Consider the following 12,522-nt stretch of genomic DNA (forward strand, 5'->3'; position numbering starts at 1 on the left):
GTTTATTGTTAATCACATCTTTCTAATCAAGGGTTTTCTTAAATCTTAACGCTGCAACCGCAATCCCTACCACAGTGAAACCCAACAACCACAACACGTCTTTATACAAATCCCCTAACTCTGCACCTTTTAACACTAGTGCCCGAATAATCCGCATATAGTGTGTTGCTGGTAATCCTTCAGCTATCCATTGTGCCAATACAGGCATTCCTTCGATTGGAAACATAAAGCCAGACAATAAAATGGAAGGCAAAATAATAAACAGGGTCAATTGCATTGCTTGAAGTTGCGTTTTGGCAATCGTGGAAATCACTAAACCTAGTGTCAAACTTGCGGAAATAAAGACCAGGGAACCAAGAAAAACATCAATTAATGACGCGTTTATTGGCACATCAAAAATAAAGTAACCTAAGCCTAAAACAATCGCCACTTGCAGTAGACCAACAAATATATAAGGAATAATTTTAGCGATCATTAGCTCAAATGAACTCACAGGCGTTGTAATTAACAGCTCCAAGTTCCCTTGTTCTGATTCCCTGACGATAGAAATACTGGTAAATAGCACCATCGTCATCGTCAAAATAACGCCTAACAACCCCGGTACAATATTAATCGCCGACCGTTGCGCTGGGTTATAAAACATTGTCATTTCAAAGGTTTGATTGGTCGCTTTGGAATCAACAGGTAGATTAGACAATTTATAGGTATTGGCCACTGGCATGTTTTCTAATCCTAAAATTGCCGAACCTATCATGCTGTCAGAACCATCAATCATCCACTGTGCTTGCACCCTTTGTTGCGCTTGCCTTTGTACTAAATCATAAGGGATCACTAAAACGGCTCGCACTTCACCGGTTTGAATCCCCTTCTGACCTTCTGCTGTGGATTGATAATATTTAACCACATCAACCACTTGTGATGCTTTCATCGATTCCACTAACCAACGCGAGGTTTGGCTATGACTTTGATCGACCACCGCGACCGGAATTTGACGCACAACAGTATTAATCGCATAGCCAAATAATAACAACTGGATCAACGGGATCATGATTATCATGGCGTAGGTGAGTTTATCTCGTGATAACTGACGAAATTCCTTCACCATTATCGCTTTCATACGAAAAAGGCTGCTCATTGACGGCCCTCTCCGGTCACGCTGACAAACACATCTTCTAATGTTGGGCGCACTAAATTCATTTCACAATCCGCTAATTGAGAAAATGTTTGTCGCAACCAGTCAATAGGATCACTAACCGATTGATATACCAAGACTCGTAGTCTCACTCCAAGCTGTGCTGCGGTACGGATCTCAGGCTGCTTCAATAAATTTGTTTTCAACTGACGAAGATTATCCGCTTTAATTTCAACAATATTTACCCCCATCTTATCCATGAGTTCTTCCGGCTCACCATCAGCTCGCATCTTGCCCGCTTCCATAATGGCCAAACGGTGACATTTTTCGGCTTCATCCATGTAATGCGTGGTAATTAAAATTGTGGTGCCCTGATCAGATAAGTCGAATAACTTTTCCCAAAAGTCGCGGCGATTTTCCGGATCGACAGCCGAAGTTGGCTCATCAAGAAACAATAACTCAGGGTTGTTCATCGTGGCCGAAGCAAGAGATAAGCGTTGTTTTTGCCCGCCACTCATGCCTTTAACTCGTTGCTTACGTAATTGGTCTAAACCATACGTTTCTAGTTGTTTTTCTAGGCGTTCGGCTAACTTACGCTTATCCATGCCATAAACTTGCCCCATAAAAACCAAGTTTTCTTCAGCACTGAGATCATCATAAAGTGAAAACTTTTGGCTCATATAACCAATATTTAAACGCAATTTCTCAGCATCTTTAGGAATACGTAACCCTAGAACATCGATTTCACCGGAAGTCGGCGTGAGCAAGCCCGTCAGTGTGCGGATCATGGTTGATTTACCGCATCCATTCGGCCCAAGAAAGCCATAAATACACCCTTTCGGCACGGAAATGGAAATATCATCAATCGCAGTGAAATGACCAAACTTCTTCACGACATTACGAGCGTAAATAGCAATCTCACTCATGTTCAGACTCCAAGTCCACCTGTAGAGGGATACCCGCGGCATATTTTGACGCTTCTTTAGGCAAATCAATTTCCGCTAAATACACCAAACGAGAACGATCTTCTTCGGTCATATTTCGATAAGGCGTAAAAGCAGGGTCAACGGAAATCCAACGCACCTTTCCCTGTAATCCCTGCTCGACTCCATCAATATGTACCATTAATGAACTGCCGACTTGAATTGAATACTTATACTGTTCAGGAAGGTAAACACGAGCGTATGGCGCAGAATTAGATTGAATAATCGCCACCACCGAATTCTGTGTGACTCGTTCACCCAAGTTATAAGGTAACGAATCAAGAATGCCATTTCGGGTTGCGACAATCGTTAGTTGTTTGAGTTTATGTTGTTGTAATCTAACTTCTGCTTTTTTCGCGGCCAACTGCGCTTTAGCAAATTCAATATCTTCAATGCGGTTCCCGCTGGTAAGCTTCAGCCATGTTTTGTAGGCAGAGTCATACTGACCTTGCTTAGTGTCCCTTTCTGCTAACGCATTATCTTGATCTGCGATTGAGGCGAGTTTTCTATTCACTAATTCATTGATGCGTTTCAGGTGCTTTTGTGCATCCAGCAATTCCGCTTTCGCACTATTTAAATTCGCTGTCGCCACATCAATATCTTCTGAACGTTCACCATTAAGCATTTTATTTAAGTTGGCTTGTTGTTGATCTCGTTCAGCCTTGGCTTTAGCTAAAATAGCTTTTTGTGTAATAGGATCTAATTGAGCAATCACTTGGCCGACTTTCACTACACTGCCTTGTTTGACTGGCAATGATGTAATGATTTCGCTTGAGGTGGCAAGTAAGCTAATACGCTCTCGCTCTAATGTTCCAGAAGCCTGTGGAGATTCGGTTGGTGAGCAGGCACTTAAAGTCAACAATACCAAACTGATCCCGCAAATCATTCGCCAGTTTTTAATAGCCAAAATACTCACCTTAAAGATAGTCATCACCTTGTTCCTCTGAGAAGGCCCATAAGTAAACATGATAGAAGAATGTATATAATGCACCTCTCCTTGGCTACAAACAAAGCAAAAAGCCCAAAAAGCAGGCACTTAAACCTTGTTTTTGAAAAAAAATGTTTACCTCTGCGTTGAATGCTATAAAGTATGTTCCGTCTTCAAGCGAAGATGATGGTGTTCTAACTTTTCAGTTAAGTGCCCTGTAATTTAGATTACATGTGCCCTGGTGGTGGAATTGGTAGACACAAGGGATTTAAAATCCCTCGGCGTTCGCGCTGTGCCGGTTCAAGTCCGGCCCGGGGCACCATCTAAATCTTGCTTTAGTTATACCTCTGAAAATATCTTTTCAAATTAACACCCAAATTCTATGGCGCCTTGGCAGAGTGGCTATGCAGCGGATTGCAAATCCGTGGACCTCGGTTCGACTCCGGGAGGCGCCTCCAGATTTAGAAAGCCTGACTAGAAATAGTCAGGCTTTTTTACGTCTATTGGAAAGTGATTTAATATTCGACAGTGTTACCAAACACACTCTTTTCCTAAAAAGAAGGCTAGACTTACCTTAGTTCGAACGCCATATTAACCCATAAAAATAGATATAAATTAAAAGTATACTATGCGAATAGAACAGATTAAAAATAAACCTCCAATCCTATTTCATTCTGAGTTTGTAAATTACCTAACGCATAAGCGTAATAAACTTCACCTTGAGGATGCAATCAAGTACGTCAAGTGGCTTGATGATGTGAACGCGTGCTTTAATATGGATGTTGTATCAGATATTTATAACCTATCAGTAGACGTTTACCGCGATTTTATACTCCACCTCCGTAAGCACTTAACAGAAAACCATGCCAAAAATTGTGTTATGGCACTTAAAGCTTATTCCCTATTTATAGACAAGATTATTCTTGTTAATGAAACCTATCCTGAGAAGTCTATAGCTTATGTTGAAGGAGCCTCACTTACTGTAAAAGTAAACCGCTTTGAACGTAACCTAAAGGCGAGAGAGGTCTGTATTTCACATCACGGTGCATCGTGTAAAGTATGTGATCTTAACTTTATGCAAACTTATGGCAATCTTGGTGCGGGTTTCATTCATGTTCACCACATTATTCCAATAAGCGAGATCTGCGAGGAATATGAGATAGATCCAGTGAATGACCTTGTTCCTGTATGCCCTAATTGTCATGCAATGCTCCACCGCAAAACACCACCGCTGACTGTAGAGCAATTAAGAAAAATAATACATAAGTTATAGGCAAAGTTTCATTACACCATTAATATCGAAGTTCTAAAACTCTGTTATCCCGCCCTTTACCCCAAACACAAATCCACAAATCTCGCCCTCGTTAAACTAGCCAGATCCTGTGGTGCAAGTTCTATCTCCAAGCCTCGCTTTCCTGCTGACACACAGATGGTTTCAAAGTTGGTGGCTGATTGATGAATAAAGGTTGGTAAGGCTTTTTTCTGGCCTAGCGGACTAATTCCCCCTACTACATAACCTGTAGTTTTTTGTGCGATATCCGGATCGGCCATTTCAGCTTTTTTAGCATCGGCGGCTTTGGCGGCTTGTTTGAGGTTTAACTTGTTTTCAACCGGAATGATCGCCACTGCAAGATTCTTCGCTTCGCCATTAAGGCAAAACAATAAGGTTTTAAATACTTGAGCAGGATTTTGTCCAAGGACTTCTGCCGCCTCTAGCCCATAACTTGCTGCATTAGGATCATGCTTGTATTGATGAACCGTATTCGGGATTTTTTTCTTTTTCGCGAGGTTAATTGCCGGTGTCATAATTTGCCTTTATAAGCGATTACCTTTACAAACAAAAACAGCGCTCAATTTAGCGCTGCTTTATACCTAAGTTACTCAAGTACATTCTTAAATAGACTGACTTTTAGTTCAATACTTTAGGTTAATTAAGGTATTTAATTTCACCATCCGGCTGGTAATCAGCTGCATTGATTGGGTTGTGTTTTTCTAGGTAGTCTTTTAGTACTTCAGCATCAACAAACCCTGTATTCACAAAGCCCGGTTTATCATCAATTTTTGGATAGCCATCGCCACCCGCGGCATTAAAGCTTGGGATCGAGAAACGGTAAACTTTGTTTGCATCAAGCGGTTTGCCACCAATAACAACATTACTCACTTTGTCTTTGGCAACTGTCATTGATATACCAGCAAACTGCACGTAGGCACCCGAATCAACCGGCTTGGTCGCCACGACATTGAGGTAATCTAACAAGTCGCTGCCTTTCATATCCATGTAGGTGACGATATTGCCAAATGGCTGCACTTTAAGCACGTCTTTGTAAGTGATATCACCTGCGGCAATTGAATCACGCACACCGCCAGAGTTCATCACCGCAAAGTCGGCATTCACTCGTTCCATGTGTGACATACCAATTAAGCGGCCTAGGTTCGTCTGCTTATAGCGCACTACGTTACGATCCCCTTCAAGCTTGCTATTCGAATAAGAAATTTGCACGTTTAGCTGCTCTTGGCCTTTATCTTGATATGGCTGTAGGAAAGCTTTTAACTCTGGATCTTGTGGGATCTCAGCTTGTACTAACTCTTTTTTCTTCTCACCATTTACGTTAATGGTTTTCTTTAAATTTACCGGAATAAGGTTATAGCTCACCATGTTGAGTTCACCATTTTTGAACTCAAAATCGGCGCGACCGACATATTTACCCCATTCGTGAGCTTGAACAATCCAAGTGCCATTTTGTTTATCCGGCGCACATTCATCACCTGGCTTGTAGTCTTGTTTTCTGTGGTTTTCAGATTCCATACACACTGGCTCTTGTGAGTGTCCACCGACTATCATATCCAGCTCACCTTGTGGCAAATAGCGTGCGAGAGTGACATCACCCGGCGCATTGGCACCACTTAAACCATTGTCATAATGGCCCATGTGCGTCACCGCGAAAATCAGGTCGGGCTTTTCATTAGCTTGTAGCTGTTCAATCACTTTCTTAGCTTCAGATTTCGGATCTCGAAATTCAACATCGCCAATATATTCAGGGTTACCAATCTTGGCGGTATCTTCGGTCGTTAAACCAATGACCGCAACTTTGATCCCTTGTTCATCGAAAATTTTATAAGGCTGGAATAATCGCTCACCGGTTTTTTTATCGTAGATATTGACAGAAAGCATTGGGAAATTAACCCAATCACGCTGCTTCATTAGTACCGATAATGGATTATCAAATTCATGGTTCCCCACTGCCATTGCATCGTAGCCAATTTTATCCATGCCTTTAAAATCAGGCTCAGCATCTTGCAAGTCAGACTCAGGCACACCGGTATTAATATCACCACCAGAGAACAGTAAAACATTGCCCCCTTCAGCTTGTACTTGCTGACGAATGCTATCAATTAAGGTTTTACGTGCCGCCATGCCATATTCACCATCTTGGTTATGCCAAAAGCGGCCATGGTTATCATTGGTATGCAGTACGGTAAGCTTATAAGTTTTATCCGCTTGCCACTCATGTCCTGATTGATTAGAACAAGCGACAACAGAAGCTAGAGCAATCGCGACGACTGACGTTTTTAGTACAAAATGTTTCATCGATGAATACCTGTAAAGTGGGAAGTATAGAAAGGGAAAACTACGTACAAATAGATTAATTCACAAAGTGTAATAGATTGATTAACTTTAAGAATAATTAGCCCATAGAATTGATGTCACGATCACAAGAAAACGATTCTATAGATATAAAAAAACCAGTCATACAACTGACTGGTTTTTAAAGTTTATTGGCAAGCTTTATACAAACTATCGAATATCGATATGCTCAAAACCTTTGATTAAATCATCAAGATCTTTCATTTGCTTCAAGAATGGTTCTAGCTTATCGAGTGGCAATGCAGACGGGCCATCACACATAGCTTGGTCTGGATTTGGGTGCGCTTCGATAAATAGACCCGCAATACCGGTTGCTAAGCCTGCTTTTGCTAGCTCTACTGTTTGCTCACGACGACCACCAGAAGCGGCACCAGAAGGATCACGCATTTGCAGCGAGTGCGTCACATCAAAAATGATTGGGCTACCGTTTGATGCATTTTTCATAACACCAAAACCAAGCATATCAACCACTAGGTTGTCGTAACCCATGCATGAACCGCGCTCACATAAGATGATTTTATCGTTACCGCATTCTGCGAATTTATCCACGATATTACCCACTTGGTTCGGGCTCATAAATTGTGGTTTCTTCACGTTAATGACTGCGCCCGTTTTTGCCATCGCTTCAACAAGGTCAGTTTGACGAGCTAAGAAAGCTGGCAATTGAATAACATCAACCACATCAGCAACTGGTTGTGCTTGTGCTTCCGTATGCACGTCAGTAATGATTTTTACACCGAAAGTATCTTTCAGCTCTTGGAAGATTTTCATGCCTTCTTCCAAGCCTGGACCACGGTAAGAATGCACTGAAGAACGGTTTGCTTTATCAAAAGACGCTTTAAATACGTATGGAATGCCTAGCTTTTCAGTGACTTTTACATAGTGCTCACAGATTTGCATCGCAAGATCACGAGACTCAAGTACGTTCATGCCAGCAAAAAGAGTAAAAGGTTTATCATTAGCAACTGGGATGTTGCCGATATTAACGGTTTTCTGTTGCATACTGTTCGCTCCGTCCTTCAAACGCTATGTTTGAAATTAATGAATAAGTTATTAGTGAGTCGCTATTAGTGAATCTCTACTAATGCATCTCTATTAATGGATCGTTACTTGATGCCCGCTTAATGCGTTCACCTGAATTTTAAGCATTTCAGAAGAGGGATCTTCCGGGCAGCTATCAATAAAAAATTGGAAATCTTCCATTGCTAATTGCTGACAATCAAGCTGTTGGTAAATAAAACCGCGGTCGCGTATTTCATAAGGATCGTCTGGTACAAAGCTTAGCGCAATATCTGTGCACATTAATGCCTGAGCAAAATTATCTTCACGTATCAAAGCCCCTTTAATGACCGCTAGCCAACGACCTAAAACACTTGGATTATCACAAGCGGCAAGATCTTGAGGTTTTATCTTGGCTAATGGCCCTTCATAACCAATCAACCAAGCGCGTAAAATAGACTTAGACACATATTCGCCATTAAACGGATTAATGTACAGTGGAGCCTCATTTGGCCAATTCACTTTAACAATAAATTGACTCGGAAAGCTTACGCCTACAATTGGAAAGCCTAAACGCTCACCAAAGTAGACCAACAACGCACCTAAGCTAACGGGGATCCCTTTACGGCGCTTTAATACCAGCTCCACTCGCGCATTAGATGAGTCAAAAAACTGCTCGCTGTCACCAGAAAAATTCCAATCGTGGTAAAAAAAGCGTAGGAAAGATTCGAACTTTTGCTTTTCATCAGTTTCATGTACTAACGCATGTTCAAGCTCTTCAAACATAGTATTTAATGTATGCATCACCCATGGCTTATCGGTCTCAGGAAAAATTAACGCATTTAGCGCTAACGCTCCTTCCACCAAGCTGCATTCATCAATTTCTTGTTCAAATAATTCTAAATCAGTCATTACGTCAAACTACTCAAGTTAAAGCTATCGGTTTTGAAACAATGTTTATAACGTCGGAACTTTGGTCATCGCAAGATGTGCAGCCCAATACAACCAACCTAAAGCACCAAAGAATGCCACGCTACGAATCACTTTATTCTTACCAAGTTTCAGAGCGACAAAGCCAAGTGCGATATACACTAGAACGCAGCTAATTTTTTCGGTTAGCCAAGCGCCCGCAGCGGTAAACGGCATAAAGCCTGTGATGAAAATAAGTGAAATACCCGATAGTAATAACACGGTATCTACAATATGAGGCGTGACTTTGAAGAACTTTTTCTGAAGTAATGGAGAATCCATCATCATTAAAATATAACGAACCGTTAAGAATAAAACACTGAGTGCAATAGCCAATAAATGTACGTGCTTCATTGAGGTATATAACATTGTTTATCTCTTCCTTTGATAGTCAGCATCATGCCAACTGTTGTCTTTATTCGATAGTTAAGCGTTCAACCAGCAACCTAGTGTGACACGGTCATTGTGGCCATAATCTTGTTCGGTTGTTACTTGCTGATAACCTGCATCCATTAGAATTTGGCGAACATCAGCACCTTGATCGTAACCATGTTCCATTAATAGCCAACCACCTGATTTCAAATATTGACGCGCATTGGCAGCAATATGACTGAGATCGGCAAGCCCTTTTTCTTCAGCGACTAGCGCCGTCAGAGGTTCAAAACGAACATCACCTTGAGCAAGATGAGGATCCATCTTATCAATATAAGGAGGGTTACTCACAATACAGGCAAATTCAGCTTTATCATCTAATGGTTCAAACCAACTACCTTGCAAGAACGATGCATTAGCTAGGTTGAGTTTTTGTCCATTACGGGTGGCAAGTTGTTGTGCTTGTGGCTGTAAATCAATACCAATCACACGACGCTCAGGAAATTCAGAAGCGAGTGCCAAAGCAATGGCTCCAGTACCGGTACCGAGATCCAAAATATCCCCGTCAATGGCAGGAATTTTTTCTAGTGCTAACTCCACCAGCCTTTCAGTATCGGCACGCGGAATTAAAGTAGCAGGCGCAACGTCCAGTGGTAATGACCAGAACTCTCGCTCACCTACAATATAAGCTACCGGTTGACCCTCGATACGCTTAGCTAATAGTTCATCAAATTGAACTTGCTGGACCGCATCAAGCTCGCGCTCTGGCCAAGTGAGCAAATAGCTGCGCGGTTTATCCAATACGTGACACAGCAGTACTGCGGCATCCAGTGCGGGCGTATCGGAACCACTGGTGATCAATGCTTCAATCGCGGTCTGTAGGTTAGCTTCAATACTGATCATTGAGATTAATATTGCTCTGATAGCGCGGCTAGTTGATCGGCTTGGTATTCTTGAATAACTGGATCCACCAGGCTTTGTAGATCGCCTTCCATCACTTCGTTTAAACGGTATAAGGTTAAGTTAATGCGGTGATCCGACACACGGCCTTGTGGGTAATTATAAGTACGAATACGGTCACTGCGATCACCAGAACCTAATAGGTTACGACGGGTATCAGACTCAGCCGCCGCGCGTTTTTCTTCTTCCGCTTTAATGATACGGGCAGCCAGAACTGCCATCGCTTTGGCTTTGTTTTTATGCTGTGAACGCTCATCCTGACACTCAACCACAGTACCGGTTGGTAAGTGGGTAATACGAATAGCGGAATCGGTGGTGTTAACGTGCTGACCACCCGCACCTGATGAACGGAAGGTATCGATTTTTAAATCAGAAGCTTTAATCTCTGGGACTTCAGCTTCTGGAATTTCCGCCATAACCGCAACAGTACATGCTGAAGTATGGACGCGACCTTGTGATTCAGTAGCTGGAACACGCTGTACACGGTGACCGCCTGATTCGAATTTCAATACGCCATACGCACCATCGCCATTAACTTTAGCAATCATTTCTTTGTAACCACCGTGCTCAGCTTCGTTGCTGCTGATCACTTCAATGCGCCAACCTTTCTTTTCAGCAAAACGGCTATACATGCGGAATAAATCACCGGCAAAAATGCCCGCTTCATCACCACCTGCACCGGCGCGAATCTCTAAAAAGCAGTTACGCTCATCATTGGGATCTTTTGGAATTAATAAGATTTGCAACTCGTCAGATAGACGCTCAATCACCGCTTTTGATTCTTTAATTTCTTCTTGCGCCATTTCACGCATTTCGGCGTCATCTTCTTGCGCCATTTCTTCAGCCGCGGCTAAGTCTTCTTGCGCTTGCTGATAGGCTTGAAAGCATTTGGTCACTTCTTCTAGCTGAGAATATTCTTTAGATAAAGTGCGGAATTTATTTTGGTCGCCAATAACATCAGGGTCACCAAGTAAGTGCTGAACTTCTTCATAGCGTTCAACCAGTGTTTCTAATTTAGTCAAAATTGACGATTTCATAATTTAATTCTTTTTTAGTATCAATAAAATGGGAGGCATAAATCATAGCAAGGCTGAAAATAAGCGTCGCTACAACTCTTCTAAACCTAAACTTTGGCGGATAACGGTCAGCTTTTCAGGCTCACCTTGTTCTGCAACAATTTGCATCGCTCGTGTTGGGGTATGAATTAAACGGTTAGTCAGTTTATTACTTAATTCTCGTAATACTTTCTCTGGATCGCCACCAGCAGCGAGTGCATTAAGGCTTTTTTCTAGTAAATCATTTTTAATGTCATTGGCTTGTTCGCGGTAATCACGAATACTATCAACCGCTTGCAATGAACGCAGCCAAGTCATAAAGGCCGCACTTTCTTCGGAAACAATCGCTTCGGCTTGAATGGCCTCGACTTTTCTTTGTTCCATATTTTTATTAACGATGCCTTGCAAATCATCCACGCTATACAAATAAGCATCATCTAAATCGCCAACTTGGGATTCGATGTCGCGAGGAACTGCAATATCAACCAATAACATCGGCTGGTGTTTACGTTTCTTCAAAGCGGATTCAACCATGCCTTTGCCGATAATCGGTAATGGGCTGGCGGTCGAACTGATCACAATATCTGCCTCGGCAAGATGCTCTGGGATTTCAGATAAAGTAATGGTTTCGCCACCAAATTGATCGGCTAAGGTTTTCGCCCGTTCTAGCGTACGGTTGGCGACAATAATTTTTTTACATTCTGTCGATGAAATGTGTTTTGCGACTAGTTCAATCGTCTCACCCGCGCCAACCAGCAGTACGGTAACATTTTTCATCGATTCAAAAATTTGTTTGGCTAAAATACACGCTGCGTAAGCAACAGATACCGCACTACCGCCGATTGCGGTTTCCGTACGAACTCGTTTCGCCACTGAGAATGCTTTGTGAAAGAGCTTTTCTGTCATGCCGTTAACCGCGTTAAGCTCGGTAGATTCAGCATAAGCTTGCTTTACTTGACCTAGAATTTGCGGCTCGCCAAGTACCAAAGAATCTAAGCCACATGCCACGCGCATTAAATGACGCACCGCAGCTTGTTCTTCGTAAGTATAAATACTCGACATTAACTCATCAGAGTCTAGTTGATGGAAATTCATCAACCAATCAATGACATAACCTTTAGCTGTGCCTTTTTTTACATCGCAATAAATTTCAGTTCGATTACATGTGGAAACAATCACACCGCTTTTTATGGTGTCACTAACCGCTATCTGCGCTAAAGCTTCAGACAGTTTTTCCGGTGAAAATGCAATTTTTTCTCGCAACTCAACCGACGCTGTATTGTGATTGATACCAATAGCAAGCAAGGACATCTAGTGAGGACACTCTGAAAGTTATTATAAAAGGGACGCAATTTTACTTGATGGGACTTATTAATGAAAGAGGCATCGGTTTTTATTAGTACTTTTCTAACCTCTTGCCTTGTAATTGCGTGATACAAAAGATCAAAACAACGTTATTATTGACTCTCTAATTACAG

Annotated in this window: 12 protein-coding genes and 2 tRNA genes; 3 read left to right on the forward strand and 11 right to left on the reverse strand. The window is 42.0% G+C overall.

Features of this window, described 5'->3' with window-relative positions:
* Positions 1-22: 22 nt before the first annotated feature.
* Genes K358_RS0114415 through K358_RS0114425 form a run of 3 tightly spaced genes read right to left on the reverse strand, consistent with a single transcriptional unit; the run spans position 23 to position 3,046 of the window.
* Positions 23-1,135, reverse strand: coding sequence for an ABC transporter permease (locus K358_RS0114415; protein WP_027697480.1), 1,113 nt, complete (start codon positions 1,133-1,135; stop codon positions 23-25).
* On the reverse strand, positions 1,132-2,058 hold the full coding sequence (locus K358_RS0114420) for an ABC transporter ATP-binding protein (RefSeq protein ID WP_027697481.1): 927 nt from the start codon (positions 2,056-2,058) through the stop codon (positions 1,132-1,134). The genes K358_RS0114415 and K358_RS0114420 overlap by 4 nt, the downstream gene beginning before the upstream one ends.
* Positions 2,051-3,046: an HlyD family secretion protein gene (locus K358_RS0114425; protein ID WP_051241336.1), complete on the reverse strand. Its 996-nt coding sequence runs from the start codon at positions 3,044-3,046 to the stop codon at positions 2,051-2,053. The genes K358_RS0114420 and K358_RS0114425 overlap by 8 nt, the downstream gene beginning before the upstream one ends.
* A 232-nt stretch (positions 3,047-3,278) precedes the next feature.
* Here K358_RS0114425 and K358_RS0114430 point away from each other — a divergent pair.
* The 3 genes from K358_RS0114430 to K358_RS19305 all read left to right on the forward strand — a co-directional run bounded on the left by K358_RS0114430 (position 3,279) and on the right by K358_RS19305 (position 4,316).
* Positions 3,279-3,365: transfer RNA gene (locus tag K358_RS0114430), tRNA-Leu, on the forward strand.
* 62 nt (positions 3,366-3,427) lie between these two features.
* A tRNA-Cys gene (locus K358_RS0114435) sits at positions 3,428-3,501 on the forward strand.
* A 170-nt stretch (positions 3,502-3,671) separates the two neighbouring features.
* Complete coding sequence (locus tag K358_RS19305) at positions 3,672-4,316, forward strand: HNH endonuclease (RefSeq protein WP_156888752.1); 645 nt, start codon at positions 3,672-3,674, stop codon at positions 4,314-4,316.
* 56 nt (positions 4,317-4,372) lie between these two features.
* On the opposite strand, the gene ybaK is transcribed toward K358_RS19305, so the two are convergent.
* From ybaK to hemA, 8 genes are all read right to left on the reverse strand, one after another.
* Entirely contained in the window at positions 4,373-4,849 is a 477-nt protein-coding gene (gene ybaK / locus K358_RS0114445) for a Cys-tRNA(Pro) deacylase (protein WP_027697483.1), read from the reverse strand.
* A gap of 121 nt (positions 4,850-4,970) precedes the next feature.
* Positions 4,971-6,632, reverse strand: a complete 1,662-nt coding sequence (gene ushA / locus K358_RS0114450; RefSeq protein ID WP_027697484.1) for a bifunctional UDP-sugar hydrolase/5'-nucleotidase UshA — start codon at positions 6,630-6,632, stop codon at positions 4,971-4,973.
* 207 nt (positions 6,633-6,839) lie between these two features.
* Positions 6,840-7,691, reverse strand: coding sequence for a 3-deoxy-8-phosphooctulonate synthase (gene kdsA, locus K358_RS0114455; protein WP_027697485.1), 852 nt, complete (start codon positions 7,689-7,691; stop codon positions 6,840-6,842).
* Positions 7,692-7,784: 93 nt separating this feature from the next.
* Positions 7,785-8,600 (reverse strand): SirB1 family protein, encoded by an 816-nt coding sequence (locus K358_RS0114460; RefSeq protein ID WP_027697486.1) that lies wholly within the window; start codon positions 8,598-8,600, stop codon positions 7,785-7,787.
* A gap of 45 nt (positions 8,601-8,645) precedes the next feature.
* Complete coding sequence (locus tag K358_RS0114465) at positions 8,646-9,026, reverse strand: SirB2 family protein (protein WP_027697487.1); 381 nt, start codon at positions 9,024-9,026, stop codon at positions 8,646-8,648.
* A 57-nt stretch (positions 9,027-9,083) separates the two neighbouring features.
* Entirely contained in the window at positions 9,084-9,932 is an 849-nt protein-coding gene (prmC, locus tag K358_RS0114470; protein ID WP_038150246.1) for a peptide chain release factor N(5)-glutamine methyltransferase, read from the reverse strand.
* Positions 9,933-9,937: 5 nt separating this feature from the next.
* The gene (gene prfA / locus K358_RS0114475; RefSeq protein ID WP_027697489.1) at positions 9,938-11,026 is read right to left on the reverse strand and encodes a peptide chain release factor 1; all 1,089 of its coding nucleotides are present in this window, start codon (positions 11,024-11,026) and stop codon (positions 9,938-9,940) included.
* A gap of 69 nt (positions 11,027-11,095) precedes the next feature.
* A complete protein-coding gene (gene hemA / locus K358_RS0114480) occupies positions 11,096-12,355 on the reverse strand; it encodes a glutamyl-tRNA reductase (RefSeq protein WP_027697490.1) in 1,260 nt (419 codons plus the stop codon).
* Positions 12,356-12,522: the final 167 nt, after the last annotated feature.

It is taken from the genome of Vibrio litoralis DSM 17657, assembly GCF_000426765.1.
GTDB lineage: Bacteria > Pseudomonadota > Gammaproteobacteria > Enterobacterales > Vibrionaceae > Vibrio > Vibrio litoralis.

Coding starts and splice junctions, on each gene's coding strand:
- K358_RS19305 (WP_156888752.1), top strand. CDS start 3,672: ATGCGAATAGAACAGATTAAAAATAAACCTCCAATCCTATTTCATTCT.
- prfA (WP_027697489.1), bottom strand. CDS start 11,026: ATGAAATCGTCAATTTTGACTAAATTAGAAACACTGGTTGAACGCTAT.
- prmC (WP_038150246.1), bottom strand. CDS start 9,932: ATGATCAGTATTGAAGCTAACCTACAGACCGCGATTGAAGCATTGATC.
- K358_RS0114415 (WP_027697480.1), bottom strand. CDS start 1,135: ATGAGCAGCCTTTTTCGTATGAAAGCGATAATGGTGAAGGAATTTCGT.
- ybaK (WP_027697483.1), bottom strand. CDS start 4,849: ATGACACCGGCAATTAACCTCGCGAAAAAGAAAAAAATCCCGAATACG.
- K358_RS0114460 (WP_027697486.1), bottom strand. CDS start 8,600: ATGACTGATTTAGAATTATTTGAACAAGAAATTGATGAATGCAGCTTG.
- hemA (WP_027697490.1), bottom strand. CDS start 12,355: ATGTCCTTGCTTGCTATTGGTATCAATCACAATACAGCGTCGGTTGAG.
- K358_RS0114420 (WP_027697481.1), bottom strand. CDS start 2,058: ATGAGTGAGATTGCTATTTACGCTCGTAATGTCGTGAAGAAGTTTGGT.
- kdsA (WP_027697485.1), bottom strand. CDS start 7,691: ATGCAACAGAAAACCGTTAATATCGGCAACATCCCAGTTGCTAATGAT.
- K358_RS0114425 (WP_051241336.1), bottom strand. CDS start 3,046: ATGACTATCTTTAAGGTGAGTATTTTGGCTATTAAAAACTGGCGAATG.
- K358_RS0114465 (WP_027697487.1), bottom strand. CDS start 9,026: ATGTTATATACCTCAATGAAGCACGTACATTTATTGGCTATTGCACTC.
- ushA (WP_027697484.1), bottom strand. CDS start 6,632: ATGAAACATTTTGTACTAAAAACGTCAGTCGTCGCGATTGCTCTAGCT.